Source organism: Paenibacillus sp. Marseille-Q4541, from assembly GCF_018310695.1.
In the GTDB taxonomy this organism is placed as follows: Bacteria; Bacillota; Bacilli; order Paenibacillales; family Paenibacillaceae; genus Paenibacillus.
On the sequence record NZ_JAGXCY010000055.1, the window covers coordinates 1 to 17,855 of the forward strand.

General features: G+C 39.6%; 14 protein-coding genes. 13 read left to right on the forward strand and 1 reads right to left on the reverse strand.

Going from position 1 to position 17,855, the window contains the following annotated elements; genetic code table 11:
• Positions 1 to 181: 181 nt before the first annotated feature.
• The 10 genes from KFT32_RS25800 (at position 182) to KFT32_RS25845 (ending at position 12,928) form a co-directional block, all read left to right on the forward strand.
• Entirely contained in the window at positions 182 to 1,129 is a 948-nt protein-coding gene (locus KFT32_RS25800; RefSeq protein ID WP_205054986.1) for a copper amine oxidase N-terminal domain-containing protein, read from the forward strand.
• A 17-nt stretch (positions 1,130 to 1,146) separates the two neighbouring features.
• Positions 1,147 to 4,470 (forward strand): DUF5704 domain-containing protein, encoded by a 3,324-nt coding sequence (locus KFT32_RS25805; protein ID WP_205054985.1) that lies wholly within the window; start codon positions 1,147 to 1,149, stop codon positions 4,468 to 4,470.
• Between the two features lie 70 nt (positions 4,471 to 4,540).
• Positions 4,541 to 5,656, forward strand: a complete 1,116-nt coding sequence (locus KFT32_RS25810; RefSeq protein ID WP_205054984.1) for a GGDEF domain-containing protein — start codon at positions 4,541 to 4,543, stop codon at positions 5,654 to 5,656.
• Entirely contained in the window at positions 5,656 to 6,321 is a 666-nt protein-coding gene (locus tag KFT32_RS25815; protein WP_205054983.1) for an HD-GYP domain-containing protein, read from the forward strand. Before KFT32_RS25810 ends, KFT32_RS25815 begins: the two co-directional genes overlap by 1 nt.
• A gap of 171 nt (positions 6,322 to 6,492) precedes the next feature.
• Positions 6,493 to 6,765 carry a DUF1294 domain-containing protein gene (locus tag KFT32_RS25820; protein ID WP_205054982.1) on the forward strand — a complete coding sequence of 91 codons (273 nt, stop codon included), beginning with the start codon at positions 6,493 to 6,495 and terminating at the stop codon, positions 6,763 to 6,765.
• Between the two features lie 24 nt (positions 6,766 to 6,789).
• Positions 6,790 to 7,440: a nuclease-related domain-containing protein gene (locus KFT32_RS25825; RefSeq protein ID WP_205054981.1), complete on the forward strand. Its 651-nt coding sequence runs from the start codon at positions 6,790 to 6,792 to the stop codon at positions 7,438 to 7,440.
• A 47-nt stretch (positions 7,441 to 7,487) separates the two neighbouring features.
• Positions 7,488 to 8,606 carry a COG1470 family protein gene (locus KFT32_RS25830; protein WP_205054980.1) on the forward strand — a complete coding sequence of 373 codons (1,119 nt, stop codon included), beginning with the start codon at positions 7,488 to 7,490 and terminating at the stop codon, positions 8,604 to 8,606.
• Positions 8,607 to 8,688: 82 nt separating this feature from the next.
• Complete coding sequence (locus KFT32_RS25835) at positions 8,689 to 9,258, forward strand: WxL domain-containing protein (RefSeq protein ID WP_211750217.1); 570 nt, start codon at positions 8,689 to 8,691, stop codon at positions 9,256 to 9,258.
• 15 nt (positions 9,259 to 9,273) lie between these two features.
• Entirely contained in the window at positions 9,274 to 12,420 is a 3,147-nt protein-coding gene (locus tag KFT32_RS25840) for an RCC1 domain-containing protein (RefSeq protein WP_205054978.1), read from the forward strand.
• A 301-nt stretch (positions 12,421 to 12,721) separates the two neighbouring features.
• Positions 12,722 to 12,928: a hypothetical protein gene (locus KFT32_RS25845; RefSeq protein ID WP_205054977.1), complete on the forward strand. Its 207-nt coding sequence runs from the start codon at positions 12,722 to 12,724 to the stop codon at positions 12,926 to 12,928.
• A gap of 190 nt (positions 12,929 to 13,118) precedes the next feature.
• Here the strand turns inward: KFT32_RS25845 and KFT32_RS25850 are convergent, their stop codons facing one another.
• A complete protein-coding gene (locus tag KFT32_RS25850; protein WP_211750218.1) occupies positions 13,119 to 14,342 on the reverse strand; it encodes an IS110 family RNA-guided transposase in 1,224 nt (407 codons plus the stop codon).
• A 618-nt stretch (positions 14,343 to 14,960) separates the two neighbouring features.
• Between KFT32_RS25850 and KFT32_RS25855 the strand changes: the two genes are divergently transcribed.
• The 3 genes from KFT32_RS25855 (at position 14,961) to KFT32_RS25865 (ending at position 17,513) form a co-directional block, all read left to right on the forward strand.
• Entirely contained in the window at positions 14,961 to 15,824 is an 864-nt protein-coding gene (locus tag KFT32_RS25855; protein ID WP_205054975.1) for an ATP-dependent DNA ligase, read from the forward strand.
• Positions 15,825 to 16,376: 552 nt separating this feature from the next.
• A complete protein-coding gene (locus KFT32_RS27365) occupies positions 16,377 to 16,532 on the forward strand; it encodes a hypothetical protein (RefSeq protein WP_249436145.1) in 156 nt (51 codons plus the stop codon).
• 321 nt (positions 16,533 to 16,853) lie between these two features.
• Entirely contained in the window at positions 16,854 to 17,513 is a 660-nt protein-coding gene (locus KFT32_RS25865; RefSeq protein WP_205054974.1) for a hypothetical protein, read from the forward strand.
• The last annotated feature ends 342 nt before the right edge of the window (positions 17,514 to 17,855 follow it).

Here is a 17,855-nt window from a genome sequence, read left to right on the forward strand (position 1 = left end):
GTGTTATAACACAATATTTAATACAATAATAATGAAGACATTTCTTGAAGGGAAGTGAGCATTTGAAATTTATTATATCTTTGTCTCCATTGATAGCTCATCGCTAACAATTGTTTCCTCATACCCTTTATAGGCTCATTAAGGACAAGAAATTAAATAATTTAGATAAGGAGTAAAAGATATGAAAAAGACAGTTTTAACTATCATGACGGGTGTGCTAGCGTTTGGAATGTTAGGATTCACTTCCGGGTCCGCTTTAGCTAGTTCTCAACAAGTAGAAGTTCTTCTTAACACCAACAAAATGAGTTTTCCAGATGCAAAACCATTTCAAGATGCTCAAGGCAGCGTGATGGTGCCGATCCGTTTCGTTTCGGAATCACTCGGAGCTAAAGTTAGCTATTCCAAAACAGGAAAGGTTCAAACTGTAGGTATTACAAGTAAGGATCACACGGTGAAGATGACAGTTGGCCGAACGACAGCTTTAGTCAACGGAAAGAAAAAGGACTATGGTACAAAAATCATCCTGAAGCAGAACCGGACGTTTGTTCCGATTCGTCTCGTAAGTGAAGGACTCGGTCAAAAAGTAGAATGGGACAAAATCAGCCGCTGGGTCTGGATCGGGGAGAAAGATTTCCGAAGCACAGACGATAAGGAATTCAAGCTTACGAAATTGAGCGAGTTCAAGGCGTATACGAAAACAAAGAGTGCATTTACAAACTTGAATGATAAAGCATATTCAGGAGTAAAGATCATTAAGGAAAGTGACCTTCCAATTCAGTTGGGAAATAGTCAAGTAGTCTACAGTTTAAATATTGTTAAGAACCAAGTAACAGGAGATGATTTGGTTCAGATTAGAAGCAGTCAAAGAGGAAATCCAGTTTCATTCCTTGTTAAGAACGATTATGCGAAAGGTCGTCAAGTTTTAGATGCGGCTTTTATTAATAACGGTGATAAAACGGCCATGAATCATTATCCTGTGGTAAGTCGGTCAGATAAGTTCCAAACTGGAAAATACATTGAAAGCTATGAGGGTTGGAGAAACTTCAAAATTAATCAGGCGGATTATATTTTGCTGGAAGATGGCGACTTAGAGAATTATGCAGTTGTCATTGTTAATCCATTCAAGTAAGGAGCACAACGAGCCGAATGAAAAAGATGATGAGCTCCTTACTCAGTGCGGTACTTATTCTATCTTCTATTCTCGTCGTGTTTACACTTCATCCAGGGAAGGCCGAGGCAGCAGTTTTTCCAATTAGCTCAAATCGCCTTCTTCAGGACGAGGACAATCCGAATCTATACTACTTCGTAGGGATGGTATATTACGAGGTTTGGAAAAACAATTCGGGGCAATGGACTGGCGGCGGCCATAAACCAGGAGATACAGTCGCAGTTGTAGATGGTGGAACATATGAATTTACGTTTGGTTCGAGCCGTAAGATTAAAGACATTAGAATTAAACCTTTTGATTTTAACTGGGAGCTTGCAGATGAGACATTTGAAACTTCGAGAACGGGAGAATTGGCTGTAAATCGCAAACAATACTATCAAGATGCCACTTCAACAAGGAATTACAATAATTATAGAAACACGCCTGTTGTAGGCAAAGGAACAAATGTCGGGCAGAAGGAAGTTTTCGTGTTGAATGGGACTTTGGAAGCTGTAAAGCAGGTCGATAGGAGGCTTGAAGAAGAAACTGAAAACGGCCAAGTTTTCGGAGAGAATGTAGAAGGTTGGCGTTATTTCTTTCCTACACTGTTCACGATTGAACTTGAACCAGAAGAAGGAAAAGCCATCGTCCAACACTGGACGACGACGGGGCAAAGACTAAATAACATAGATGGATTTCAGGATCGGGAAGAGAAGCTTGAGAAAAACGTAGACTATAGATTCACCCACACACCAGGCACCGAGGAATATACATACGTTGGCCATAAAAAAAGTACGGTTGCACCTCCAAGCGGTGGAGAAATTACGCCCGGAGATCCGAGTGGCTTTAAGTATGATGCTACCTTCCCTATTTACTATGTGAACTTTTACTATAAGAAAGAGGGGAATCCACCGCCGCCTGATCCGGAAATTCCTGAAGCTAGTTGTACAGCACCAACTCCTGGAACTACTATTGATGGACGATACATGGATCCAGTCGTAACAGCTAAAATCTTGGCTGATCAACGAGGCAGTGAACAATTTGACGTGTTACAAGGTATTCCAACATCAGAGAGCTTATATGGAAATATCCTGGCTCGAAACTACCTTGCTCAACATTCTTTCGTCCAGATGTCTGGGGTATGTACTTTTACAGTTAATGTAGAAAAGACTTGGACATTGCACTGGGATCCTGGTCAACCAGGTCCACCTGGACCGAATGGAGAACCAACAACAATTCCGGATCCTCAACAGACTCCTGAAACGGTAGTGCAACAGTATACAGTTGAACGGCCTTATTCATATTGGGTGATTGATAACTTAGAAGTATACAAAATTGATGAAGGGCAGCTCAAAAATTACGCATTACCAGGTGATCAGATAAGCATCACCCCACAGGGGTATAAGCCACCAGAATTTACAGTGGATCAAACGGGCGCCTTCTATCCGCCATCACCGCCAAATCCAATTATTGCACCGCCAGGATCTTTCGGTGGAAGCTCTTATTCGAGTCCACCATCACCACCAAGTGAAAACTTGCAGAGCGTTGCTGAAGAAGGTGTTAAGAAGGTAGAAGTGACGAATGACTCGCTTGTATTTAACGGAGCTACTATCATGAGTGGCAGCCGTGTTGATGAAAGCGGACCAACGCCGAGTACAATTCCTGAGCCGCCTCAAATTAATGAAAACGTGTTGTATAAGCCTGGGAACATTATCAGTAGTAGTAAGACTAACCGAGCAAATACAACAAGTTCTGGGACAATTTACTATGGTCTCATGGAAGGTAATATTAACGGTGGTAGTAATAAGAATTTCCCGATATACGGGATAAATACCGTAACCGTTCATACGCCCGTTGTGAACTACTCCTCGGTAACGGATGACCGCGAACATAATCAGAAGACGAACCCGAACTATAATCGTGCTGCATTCATATTGGATCGACCATTTACAGTTCGGATACCGACGAATGGACAACATACGAATTATCCAGGTTACGGTAATCGTGATTACGCAAAGTATTTCAGAACCAAACAAGTCCAGTTTCCATTCGATGTTTATAACAGTAGCCGAACACAATTTTATCCAAAGAATACCTGGATTGATATTCCTGTAAATCAGCTTGATACAGAGTTCTTCCTTCCAGTATGGGTTGATGAAGGTGATTATCAGGTGTATTTCAGGAACATAGCTGAGAACGCTCCTCCAGAGTTACCATATCAGTATGATGCAAATCTTGACTTAGTGAACCACGTAGCTGTCGATGAAGTTTCCATCGAAGTGATTGGCCGGCTGTACGATTTTCAAGTAACTGATATAGCTGATTACAATTGGGAGTCCGTTTTCCGTACGCAAATAGGTAGTACACTACCTACAGGTTTATCATATTGGGTTGGAATGAACGGCATAGATGGTGCTCCTCGTGGAAACTCCGAGCAATATACTTTGCCAATTCTTCCTGGTAGTCATCCTGCAGAGGGTTATAAAAATGTAGCTGTGAAAACCGGTTATCACTTCAAATTCGACTTTAAAACTAAAGGAAATATGTTCGGCAAAGAAGATGGAATACGAATTACTCCGACGTTCCACTTTGTATCAAAAGATGGTCAGTATCGCTTTCCAGTAGATCTTTATTACAAAACCAATGAGAGTAATTTTGTGAAGATTGGATCAGAAGAAGATAAGGTACAGCGCTATGTCATTATGAATGATCGACTTCGGAATGTGCCTACAGAAGAAATGATCGATACGGCCAGTTTTAAGTTCGATAATTACTATACAACGGGGCAACTCGGATCGATGACGAAGCAGGAGTACACGGAACAGTTTATAAGTAAAGATACCAAGCAAAAAACTCCAGTTGGTGGCTATAATCTCCTGCTGCTTCCAGAGCAACTACGTACCTTTATAGGTCCTAAAACAAACTTGCCAGCTTCTGTGAATGTCCAACGTGCGAATGCAGCTGTTCAGAATTGGTATGGGGAATACAGTTTACCTGCAGAGCCTTATGTGGTAGAAGTTGGGACAGATATTGCTGAGTATGGACGTACACACGGAGGGCTCGATGATAATTCTCCAATTTTCTTTAAGAATGGCTATATCATCGTGAACTTTGATATCGAAACCATTCGTAACGGTGATCTAAACAAACCACATTTGCAATACATCAATGCGCCGTTAATGAATCAATGGCAATTAGAAGGATCTCAGCGAATTAAGTTTGACTCCTTTGGTAACAGATTTACTTTACAGGATGGAGACGTTGTATTCTATCATGCCGATTTATCAAGTCGAGATGACTTTAGTCCGCAGGTTCCATTCTAACATTTCAAAAATGGTTATACAGGGAAGGGTAGCCCCCTTCCCTAAAACTCTTTCATTTAGGAGGGATTAAGTGTCACTCTCACAATCAGTTATAATGCTTCCGCTTTTGTATATAATGTGGAATCTAACTAGAAGAATGCCTAAACGTAAGAACTCAAGTACCAATATTCAATTGACCATTATTGTAGTTGTAACTAGTGTGTATCATATTTTATCCCTTTTTGGTGCATTTGATGACCAGACATTGAGAGCACAAATCTTAGGTGACGTACTATTCATTTGTACCTTGTTTAGCTTTTACCAGTTATCTAACACGGTACTGCGATGGGAGCGGTCGGTGGTTTATCTAGGATGTGGGTCAATTGGACTAACTGGTCTACTGATTCCGTTTCCTGCGATTCAGCCTATGTTATCAATTGTGTTAGCGACAGCTGCATGGTATTACCTAGCTGCAGCTATGCATAACAAAGCAAAGTCTTCAATTATCTTATTTATACTCTCTAAGATAGTCGTAATCCTTGGTTTGTTTATAGGAAATAGTCCACCTTTAGAGATAATTATCATTCTTCTATATATTTCTTCTTACACAGTAATCATTTCGTATATCGTCGATTACTTGATTCAATTAATTCGTGATACATATGAATCATCTATACAGGATCCCTTAACCGGACTATACAATCGTAAACAGTTCACGACATTTGTCACTAGAAGCGTAGACAAAAAAGTTGATGCACATTTAATTTTTCTAGATATTGATAATTTCAAACTGTTAAATGATACGTTCGGACATAAAAAAGGTGATGTTGTTTTAAAGAAAGTTTCATCAATCCTTATTGAGGAATTAGAAGGAGTAGGTGTTGGAGGAAGATACGGGGGAGAAGAATTCGTCGCTTTAATTATAGAGTCGAATCTGAATATTTCCGAGCTAACAGAAACCATCCGTTCTAGGGTGGAAAATGAGGCATCGTTTGATACGAAAGAGGGGATCTACTCAATCACTGTAAGTATAGGGTTTAGTACATTTGTTGAAGGTCTATCTGCAGACGAATTAATCAAACGAGCTGATGACGCTATGTATGTTGCAAAAAAGACAGGGAAAAACAGAGTAGTCGAATACGGAGATCATGAAGCCTTGGCATCAAGAGATGTCAGTGAAATTAATCCAAAAGTAGGTGTAAGTTAATGGTTAACGTAGTGAACCCATCGCCTAAGATGAATGAACAGGCTTTAAAGAGCTACTTGATGATCATTGATGCACTTTTCTACTGTATAAAATTGAGAGATGAACAAACCGCTAACCATTCTGTCTTGATGGCTCATTATTCATATAAACTCGCTCAGATCCATGACCCTAAACAATCAATGCTATACTATGCCGGTTCTTTAATTCATGATTTAGGGAAGATCGCCATGGGGGACGATATTTTAAAAGGAAACGGAGTCCTTTCGACCAAGGATAAGGCATGTTTATCTGAACACGTACAAAAGGGAATTAAGCTAATAGAAAGCTTTGAACTCCCATCAGTGATTAATAATATAGTTGAGTACCACCATGAACGCTTTGATGGAAGTGGATACTTAAAAGGATTAAAGGGTAAACAGATCCCCTTAAGTGGACGGATAGCTGCTATAAGCGATACATTTTCCACGATCATTGGAGGCAGGCCATACCAATCTCCATTAAGTGCTGTTAGTGCAATTAAAATAATGGAGGAAGAATCTTTTCTTTTTGATGCTGCCATCCTCCGATCTCTCATCGAACTAGTAGAACAGGAAACCGAGTATAATCAATCTGTTTCTACAGTAAAAATTCCCTGGAGTCAACTTTCCATAAATCCTAAGAATTAAATAGTACTTTTCAGAAGAAAATAATTGATACTAGTATATATGTATATTAGTATATTAACTAACATACATACAATTAAAAGGGGTGAAGTATCAGCTTTGATCGAGAGTAATATTATTTGTCTTGTAATTTAGATTAATTAGATTTCTTTAAAATTTTTAAGGGGAAAAAGCATGCTAATATTCGGCTATTTTGCACTTATTAACACTGCTGGCTTGTTCATCATGTGGTACGACAAGAGTCAGGCAATTATAAGAGCACGGAGAGTTCCAGAAAAGCGATTATTCGCAATCGCGGCCTTGGGTGGGGCAACAGGCGTATGGATGGGGATGTACCTTTTTAGACATAAAACAAAGCACCTTCTTTTTAAGTTAGGTATCCCGTTACTTATTATCATGAATCTCATATTACTCTTAATACTTTCAACGAAAGTCATATTTAACTAAATACAAAATATGTAGGTGGATTAATTGGAGTTACAAAATTTAATAACAACCATTTTAATTGTATTGTCCCTAGCAATTGTATGTTTCTTGCTATTCAAAACTTTAAGGGAGAATAAATTTCGACATGAAATAAAATCCACAGGAAAAAAACCAGTAAATACTCTTAGTCATGATAGCCCTAACCAGATATACAAAAATATTGAGCTGTTTCATGAGGATATTAAAGTGAAGATCGAGGAAATTCGTGTCCAAGATCAAGGTGTTTTTATCATCGTCAGAAAGAATCGTTCAGGCCGCATTGTGGGATCTGAGGAAGATAAGGTTTGGTGTCAGTACAAGCAGACAGGAAATAACACCACGGAACCCAAGACGCTTAGAAATCCTATGGCAATGACCAGAATACATACTTTTGTGCTTGCCAAGAACCTTGAAAGCATCGGTTTGCCAATGTGGGTACAAGGGATCGTTGTATTTACTCATCCCCAAGTTGAATTAGAGGTAAGTTTAAAAAGAAATTCAAATACAGCTGTGCTAACCACTGAGGAACTGGATAGTTTCATTCGCGATTATCAACCTAGAAACACTATTAATATTGAACAATTAGATAAAGTAACAAATTGGCTCAACATGCTAACTACAAAAGAAGATGAGACGCTGTTAAATACAGGTAGTTAGGGGCTTACTCCATCAAAAGGTAGCAGAAGAGTAGAGGAGATGACGAAGTGAAAAAATCTAGCTGGATGTTAGGAATCTTATGCTTTTTTTTCTTTATGGTTATAGGAAATACTCATGTCGAAGCACAAGAGGATGTTAAGTTCCTTTTGTCTCCAGTTAAAGAGATAGAACAATCTACGGGTTTTTACAGAGATACTGTAAGTGGAGGAGAATCAAAGACCTATGATTTCTATCTACAGAACTTAAAAGAAGAACCGTTAGAAGTCTGGGTTTATCCAGCAGATGCTAAACCAGGTGTTAATGGCGGCAAATTGTTCTCAGGTAAAGATGAGGAATTAGCATCAGTTGGTTCGTGGATACAACCTGCAGAACCCTTTAAAGTATCTCTAAAAGCGAAAGAGAAGAAGAAGTTAAGTTTCAAAGTGAATGTTCCAAAGAATATCGTCCCTGGACAGCATGTAGGAGTAGTGGCCGCAGAGGAGTCTTTAGATAATTCTGAAAGGAGAACACCTGAGGTGAATTCGACTCATGCTGTCATGTTGATTGAGAAGGCTCAAAGAATAGGAGTACAGATCGTTCTTGAAAATCAAGTTGAACAGTCTAAGCACGAAATGAGCATCGACAATTTCAAACATGAGTACATAGCTAACGGTTTTTCTCAATTTACTGTAAAGCTTACTAACAAAGGTACTATTTTAGAAAGGCCTCACGGTGTCCTCCAAGTAAGAGACTCTAAGGGTAATGGTATTTTTAGTGAAAGTTTTAATAATCAACCGTCAGAAAAGTCTATCTATGCGGGTACGACAGCAGATATGGTCTATACGGTACAAGATAAAGTTTTGCTTCCTGGAGAATACTCCGCAATTTTTGAAGCTAATTATAGCGATGACAAAGTAAGTAGAACATTTAACTTTACGATAACCGAAGCGGAAGCACAGAAGTCTCAAGACGCATTGAACTATGCAGGAATATTACAAAAAACAGATATCTGGGATTGGGTAAAAAATAATCTGGCCTTAGTAATTGTAATAGGGATCTTAATTCTTGTATTTATTATTGGTTTCTTCCTCTTGCTTTTCCTCCTGCTTAAGAAGAAAAAGAAAGAAAGAGATGAGAAGTCTCTTAAATCTAAGCTTGCCTCACATCAGTTTAAGGGGACTCACTAGAAAAAACTGACCTGAAAGGAGGTGAGCAAGGTGTAAGTTTAGGATCTATTAGAACTAATACATCTGAAGGAGTGAACAGGAGATGAAGAAAGTCTTGGCAAGTATGCTAGTAATGGTAATAGCTTTCCCTCTAGCAGCTTCTGCACAAGAAATTGAGAAAGAGATTGCAGTCACAGGCGGAAGTCTGCAGTTCGCCCAAACCCGTCTAAGCTTTAACGACATTACTCTCTCATCAAGGGATAATCTAAAATCACAAGCGGATTCGTTCCTTAGAGCAATTGATGATAGAGGCAATGGGGCTGGCTGGGCATATAGTGTCGCAGCTACAGATTTTGTAACTACTATGGACGGCCAGGAATTTAAGCTTCCTGCTAGTATCGTACAATTTACTACCACTCTGAAAAATACCATTTCCGGTGTACCGATTGATTTTACGCAAGGTGGAGAGCTTGCACAGAACAAAGTACTCTCCTCAGTTCCTAGCACCATCGTTTCCGCAGATGTAGGTAAAGGTCAAGGAGCGTATGATTTTGAGGTGAATTACATTCTGAGCTTGCCAAAGACTATGACAAATAGTGAAGGTGCAGAAATCGGGGTTATCGCTGGAACATATAAGTCTGTATTTACATATACAGCGACTTCAGGTATTTAAGGGGTGGTGAGTGACTTGGAAATTAATCAGAAAAAGAATAAGATCCGGATTGGATGGAAGAGGAGTCTTATCGGAACGTTGGTGGTTGCACTATTGGTTGGTACCTACTCGTTTGCAGAACTGGAACCTAAAGCTCAGGCTGCGGAATACTCAAAGATTCTTAGTGTAGAGCCCTACGTTTCAGATTACTCTAGCAGGCCTACTGTGGGTTATGAATTTAAGCTAGATGATGGTAAAAGTCTTCACCTAAATATGAATTCACCGTATGAAGTTACTGGGTTTGATAGTGGCATGAAGAAAGTGAGAAGTTATACCGGAGGTAATAGTGTTTATATTACACAATCCGGAGAACTCTACCAAGGAACCCCAGCAGTTAAAATGCTGGATGGAGTGAAGGATTTCGAGGTTATTAACCAGGCTGGAAAATGGAGTAAATTTTTGAGCTACTTTGCTGTGATGGAAGACACGACAGTTATGGCCTGGGGTAGAGGAACAGAGGGGCAGTTGGGTATTGGTAGTAAAGTAGACAAAACTGTGCCTACAGAAGTTGTTGATCCAGTTACTGGCGACCCTTTACAAGGAGTGCAGAAGATCTATAGCTTAGCAGTAGATAGTGTTTTGCTCGTTACGAATAATAAAGTCTATCTTGTAGGTGCAGGATTTAATCAAAACTCTCGTACCAATGCAAAACCCGTAGACATAACCGATCGCTTCCCTGCTTTCACTGACGCTTCTGAGTTTGAGATGAAAGCTGTAGAAGGCTTCAATTATATTCATGATTATAACAACCCTGGTACAACAACCAGTCTTGAAGCATCTAGACGTGTGTTTACAGTGAAAGGTCAGTCTTTCTCACTGACTAATTTCTTGGCATATGATTCTAGAGAAAGCTTATATGGTGTGGGCGAATCAAAATACAGTAACACACTGTATCCTTTCCCAGCAGATGTGAAAGTAGAGAACCTTAGAAAGATGGCGTCTGCGGGGGAGAAGACTAACTCAACTAGTAAGAACATCTCAACCGGGTACCTTAATCTTGATAATGGTAACCTTGAATACTGGGGTACTCCTATCAATAGTTGGAATGCTTCAGAAGCCAGTTTCTCTTCAACAAGAACACAAATAGCTACAGGAGTATCAAAGGTGTGGGGAACTCGCGCTGGTACCGTAATATTCGCGAAGCCTAACGGTTATTTGTACGGTTGGGGCACTAACAGTGATGGAATGTTTGGTACAAAGGATCGGAACATTACTTCTCCTGTTCGTCTAACTGGTCCTGGCAATGAAATTGAAAATATTAAAGACTTTGCAATACAAGGAAATGGAACAAATGGAATGCTGACAATTCCACGTATGTTCGCCTTGAAGGATGACAACACAGTTCTCAAGTGGGAAGGTGACGGTGTTATAACCGTCCTACCAAAAAAGTATCTTTCGCTCTTTAGTTTGAGACCTGAAATATCCATGCAGACTCATGTGTATGCTATAGACGAAGATGGTATCTTAGGCTTTTTTGACCAATGGGGTAACTGGCAAGTGGTGAGTAATGCTCCGGTGGTTTACCCAGCCGATTATGTTGTACCAGAAACTGCTCCTGATAAACCTATACTATCGATTGCTTCGCAAGACAAGTTTGATCAGTCCGTAGTGTCAATCAATTTTGGTACTACAGGAGATATTGCAACAAAACAATATCAAATCAATGGTGGGGGATGGCTGGATTACAATGGTGAGATCGTCATTACTGACTCTGGTAATGTAACCATCGAAGCAAGATCTGCAGACAGTAACGGCAATATCAGCGAAGTTGGAGAGCTCACAATCACGAGTAATCCAATCGTAATCACAGAAGGTCATCCTACGGTGGAAAAACTCTCGAAGGATGAATTCAAAGTACGTGCTTCGGCTACAGGAAGTACCAAAGTACAGGTGAAGGTAGATGGTGGAGATTGGCAAGAATTCAATGTAGATAACAACCTGTTACTGCAACCGGGAGATCATACGGTTGAAGTAAGAATGTTGAATTCAAGAGATGAAGTATTGATTAGTAAATCGTTTAATCTCACAGCAGAAAGCCCAAGTGAACCTGTAATAGTTAACAAACCGGTAGTCGTACAGAAAGGATTAAACACTCAGTATGGATTAGATCTTGAGGTTCAGTTTGATCCAACGGAAGGAGACGCTTACTATTCTGTAGGGGGTGGTGAGTGGAATAAAACCACAGGCGTTATTACAGTATCTAATGACGTACACACTGTAAGAGCAAAAGTGGTGGCTACTGATGGAATAGAAAGTGAGATCGTAAGTTTTGTTACTACAAAGGTAGACCCTAAAGTTATGGTAGAAGATGGACAACTTACCGTTGATCCAGGTATCTCTTCTCCGGATCTTGAGGTATATTACAAAGACGGCCAAGATGAAATGTGGACTGAGTATGCAGGTCCGGTAGCTTATGCCCCTGGTACGTATCAAATTTATGTGGAAATACGAGAAGTGAATTCAGGTAATGTGGTTTACTCTGGAGGCCCATTTACCATCGTAGTTCCCGGTGAAGGGACTGACCCGAATCCTGATCCAACACCGAATCCTGGGGGACCACTGGAAACCATTACTACCGAAGATGTAGACTTCACGGTTCATGGTGGGGGATTAAACTCTCGATTTGAAGGAGCAGATCTTTCAACCATTATCATCGATAGCACGAGACCTTACCAACAGATTAATTCTGTGAGTAGGGCACTTATCGAGGATTACAGAGGTAATGCGAAGGGATGGCAGTACAGTCTCGATGTAAAGGATTTTGTCTCCGATCCAATAACAGATAACTCATTAAATACAATGGATTTAGTAGTGAGTATTCCAGCTAGCTCACTATCTGTAGATGTTAAAGGCAGTAATACGTTGTCAGGACCTGAAGCCCAGCTGTCCAATGTTGGAAAGAAAATATTTACAGGAACTCAATCCGAAGTTTTGGCATCAGCCAAGGAATTTGAAGGCATGGGATATTATGAAATACCTCTAGACTTCACCCTTAGTATACCGGATAAAGTAAATATTGAATCGTCAGGAACTGGAAGTAAGTATGTACCAGGAGAGGAAACAGGTTTGATGGCTGGTACTTATCGATCTGTATTCACCTTTACATTAACTTCAGGAATTTAGTTGAATTTAGAAGAGGGTGTTTATCGCCCTCTTCTAAATAAAATCGGATAACAAGAATGTCCTGTAAGATAAGGCAAAAAATCCAGTATACTTATACTGTAAAGGGGAATGAAATTATTGATACATTCGAAAATGTGAATCCTGATGAAATAAACGAATCACTCGGTTTAACAAAAAGTATTGAACGTGATTCTACAAGTGTAAATAAAAATGATTCCATTGATAGTATCGACAAGAATGTCAATGGAATCGTGACGGAGTATTTTAGGTTGGTACATCTAGCCCAAGTGGGGAAAAGACGATGAGTATTATTGTGAATTGTCCTGATTGTGGTCGGAGAATGTCATGGCAGCCACCTCCAATTAGAGAGTTTTGGTGTGAACCGTGTGATTATTTGATGGATTGGGATGATGTTAAAGAAAGAGGTAATTATCATGAAGTGGCTTTAGTAGAAAAGGATGGACAATTATATGAAGTGCCTTTAGTGAAAAAGGATGAAGAATTTTAATTTGCCTTTTGGAGTTCAGATGGCTTGCCCTTTGCTTATACCATGTTTTGAATTTCAAAAAGTTTGTACCTTTCCCTTTAAACTACCCTGAAAATTAATTCATAGCGTAACTCTAAAAAAGACAATACGAAACTAGGCGCAGCTTGCAAGATTTTTAAAAAGGCTGCGTCGCTTGGTTTGAGCAGGTTAATTAGGATACTTCAGATGTGGCCAGGGTTACGGTAAATCCAAGGTTTTCTAGCTTTCGAACGGTTTGTTTGACGATCGCATCTTGGTGTCGTTTCTCAAAATAATCGGAGCCTAAGTCTTTATAATCTTCTTGCCTGGTTAGTAAATGGTAAGCAATGGTCATGATGGAATGGGCTACAGCAACAGCTGCGCGGTGCCTTCCTTTGCGAGCTGCAATTCGCCTGTACTGGGCACCGAGATAATTATCAGATCCCCGTATGGAATGAGAAGCTTCGATGAGTGCGGATCGGAGATATTTGTTGCCTTTACGTGTTTTGGAGGACTTGCGTTTGCCTGCACTTTCATTGTGACCTGGAACAAGACCAACCCATGAGCATAAATGGGCTGAACTCGGGAAACGAGAAGCAATGTCCGTGCCAATCTCGGCGAGGATTTGTTCTGCCGTTCGGGCTGCGATTCCCGGAATGCTATCCAGTCGATCCAGGTCTTTTTGGAAAGGGGCGAGCCGTTTGGCTACCTCCATATCCAGCTCGATGATTTGTTCGTTCAGGAAGTCGATATGGGTAAGCATGGTTTTTAACATCATCCGTTGATGTGAACTCATGTTGCCTTTCAGCGCGAGCTCGAGTTCTTCTTTCTTTCTCTTCATGGATCTGCGTGCAAAGCCAGCCAGTGTTTCCGGATCGGTTTCACCATGGACCATGGCCTCAAGCATGTCCCGGCTTGAGAGCCCCATAATGTCTGATACGACAGAAGCGAGCTTAATATTGGCGCCTTCCAAAACTTTTTGAACACGGTTATGTTCACGAGAACGTTCTTGAATCAGACTCCGGCGATAGCGAACAAGCTCTCTCATTTCACGTTGGTTGCGATCGGGAATATAGCTAGGTTTTAGCAGACCATGTCGAAGTAGATAGCAAATCCATTCTGCATCTTTCACGTCGGTTTTCCGTCCGGGAACTGCTTTTATGTGCTGTGCGTTGACGACTAGGAATTCGATATCTTCGGCTTCCAGCAGGTTCACGATGGGTTTCCAAAACACACCGGTGCTCTCCATGGCCACATGAGTGCAGCGATGATCCTTAATCCAATCGATGAGTTCCAAGATAAAGACTGTGTGAGTACGGAAGGTTTTAATCTCCTTTCCTTCAGGTGTAATAATGCATGCAGTAATGTTCTTCTTGTGAACATCCAAACCGCATGCTCGTTCAATGAGAACATCCATGATAATCACCTTTCTACGGCAAAGTGAAATTGGGGGCTGGTGCAACAACCAAAAAGGGTTAATCTACCCTGCGTGCTTCCTAAAAAGGAGCGACATTCCGTGGTGCACCGAGGTCGCTGGGGTCAGACTAACGGAAGGGTTCAGGACACCATAGTTTATCGACCTCCCTCGCCAGCCGTAAGAATAGTATAAAACGTATCCCAAAAATTTTCATTATTCTGTGGTGCCCCGAAAGGGGCATGGGTGGCTAACGGAGAATAACATGCTGTAAAAAATCTGGAGTATGCACAGTAAACTCTTCATTTTTCCAGACGAATATCCGCTTAGAAATTGTTTTCAATTCAATAGAGCGAAAACAGGAAGCAACTGTTAAATGGCTGAATTGCTATTTTTCAAGGTGCTTTCTTTTTTGTGGCTTAAGAAGGGGCGTATGTGAAATTGTTCAAATGATTTGTTATGTTGAGTACCTGCGTAGCATCGGAGTTGAATTTTAAAAGGAGGAATAACGACCAACTTAGACAGTAGACAAAATTAAGTCGGATTTTACATTAGTGAAATGCCAGGACTTACCTCAGGCTAATAATCAAACTGAACTGTATAATTGAACTGGGTGTTAATATGTTCATAAATCCGATGTTACTTGAAACAGCGTATCAGCCTTTCAGTAACGATAAATATATATTTGAACCAAAGATTGACGGTCACCGGCTTATTTATTCTCAGTTTTCTGGAAGGACCAATTTATACACTAGGCATCGAACAGAATGCTTTAAACAGTATCCTGAGCTCCTGGAGAGTTCCTTCGATAAAGACATAGTTCTGGACGGTGAGGTAGCTGTCGCGGATCCAGAAACGGGACGTGTAGACTTTGAGCTGGTTATGAAACGTTTCCTAGCTCGTAAGGAAGATAAGATTAATTTTATGTCTCAGACCCTGCCAGTTACTTATGTAGTATTCGATATCCTTCATTATGACGGACAAGACACACGTAAACTTCCGTTGCAAGAACGTAAGGAGCTGCTGCAGGCCATACCATTTCCTAACACTAGAATGGGTAAAACTCCATTTGTACAGGGAGCTGGCGAGGCTCTGTTCAAGCAGATGGAGCTTACGCAGATGGAGGGAATGGTCGGCAAACGTTTGGACAGCACCTATGTTGGCCGCCGCTCTACAGATTGGCTGAAGGTCATTAACTGGACTTATATCGATGTAGTCATCATGGGCTATCGTAAAGGTGAGTTTGGTTGGATAGCCGGGATCAGGAAGCCAAATGGTGAGGTCACGTACGCTGGACTGATTCGTTTTGGTGTCAACTCTGATAATAAGCGAGATTTGTACCGAATCAATAATAAAATTAAAACAGGAGAGAATAAAGATTTTGTGTACTTAGAACCTATAATTAATGCCCAGGTAAAAATACGAAATTGGACAAGGGCAGGTAAACTTAGGGATCCAGTATTTGTTCAGTTCATAAATTTTTGAATATTAAAGACGAAGTGAGAAATCAATTCTCAATTATTCTGAAGATCATACCCTATGCAAGTATTATATATTCTATTAACAACATGTTTATAAGGGATTCTATTATAAGTGCTAACTACTAAAGGTAAGATCTTTGTTTTAAGTATCGCTATAATTTTCGCCATCTATCCTGCTTCTTACACAATGATGTTATCAAATGTTGAGTAATCCTCAAACTTATGCTTTGAACTTTCTGGTTGTTAATTCATTAAATCTAATCTTGACTTGCCTTGCTTAAACTATATGTTTCCTGGTGTTTTAAATATCGTTAATAAAACCAATAGCGTGAGTCTATAGAACTCACGCTATTGTTCTTTATATAACTTACACATTAACTGAAAAAGGGAAAGAACAACTTCATTACCGTTATTAGAAAAAGTGAGTTTTACATACATCAAAAAGGCTGAATGGGTGTGCTATCAAACGAAATTAGCCGATAAAAGAACTAGTTGTGATACAATTCCAATAAAATCAAGATATAAGGCAGCTGAAGAAGAAAGGAGGGTCATTAAATTGGATAAAGTTGATATAGCATTTATAATTATTGTAATTGTTTTAGTCGTTCTACTTATAGCCTCATTGATTATTGGTAAAGAACTTGAACAAGAAAATAAACGATTACGTGAAAAAGAAAATGAGAAGCTTACTGATTACTTTATGAAGATATAATTCTTATTCAACTCCCTCGAAATGATTCAGTTTCCTCACTCAGACTCATGAGTTCGCAGGATTTCAGCCTGAGCATGATTATGAGAAGAAGCAAAGAAAGATAAGAGCAGTCTTAGATAACGTTAAAGGGCATGCGGAAATAGAGACTAGAACTAATGTTTGGACGTTTTATAATGTGTCTCTATACTTTTGCTAAAAGGGGATCAGAGTAATAGGCATTGGATAACATTGTAATGATCCCTCGCTTAAAATCAATTAGAATGATAGGATAAATATCTTGATCAAAATAGTAACAACTGAAGGAATAATGGAGGCGATAAAATGGGTAGAGATTTAAATATTTTGATTCAGGAAAGTCTTAAAGAGTTGGAAGGAACTGAAATAGATATAAACGAACAGCTTAAAAAACTGAAATCACTAAGCGATGTAATGATACCTCAAATGCCGGACTCGCTAAAGTCGCTGCCTGAAACTTTAACTCAACTTGTGGACACTGTGCATAAAGCATCGAAAGCCATATCTACTACCTACGATCTTGATCAAGATGATACAGCAAAGGTAATAAACAGCATTATTTCTACAAGTACATACTCAAATTCACTTACATTCCCAATAGATTTTCATGTTAAACTCCTTAAATTTGTAAAAACACAAATACCAGAAAAAATTGCGATACCAAATGAAAATGATGAAGAATCAAAAGTTGAATATATAACCAGAGAACAAGTACAGGAATTGATATCCGATCTCAAACCACCTGAAGGAATGGATCTTAAAGTTTTCCTTAAATATTTCTATTTTCCAACAGTAAGACTGATCATTGTTCTTTTGACTATTTTTTTAAATTACACTGAGTTTAAAGAGAATGCTGCAGTATTAATCCAAAATGTTCACTCCATTTCTCAAGAGCTTAAAACTCATGAGACTCCAACGATTAAAATCCCCTTCGATCAAGATATGTCAGGTGGAGAAAAATCATAAAGGAGATGAGAGATGCACCTCGCCGATTGTATAAAACAATGTAAAGTTTGCAGCTATTCAAATAGAATGGAGCAGATTACCGGTCGGCAATCTGCTCCATTTTTATTAAGCTAACGGGCAGGTTTGTTTAATTCTAAATTGCCGAATCGTCAATACAGAACGACCTTCTTAATAGAAGGTCGTTTTTACATTACTTGAGAGGAGGGTCTCTATTGTTCTGAATATACTGTCATCTAGCCATTCTGTTGTATTTTTCTCTTGGTTCATTGTGTGTTCGTAATAATAAAATTCTCTAAAGATGGAATGATCCCCCTGATCTATTTATTTGATTAAGTTATATAC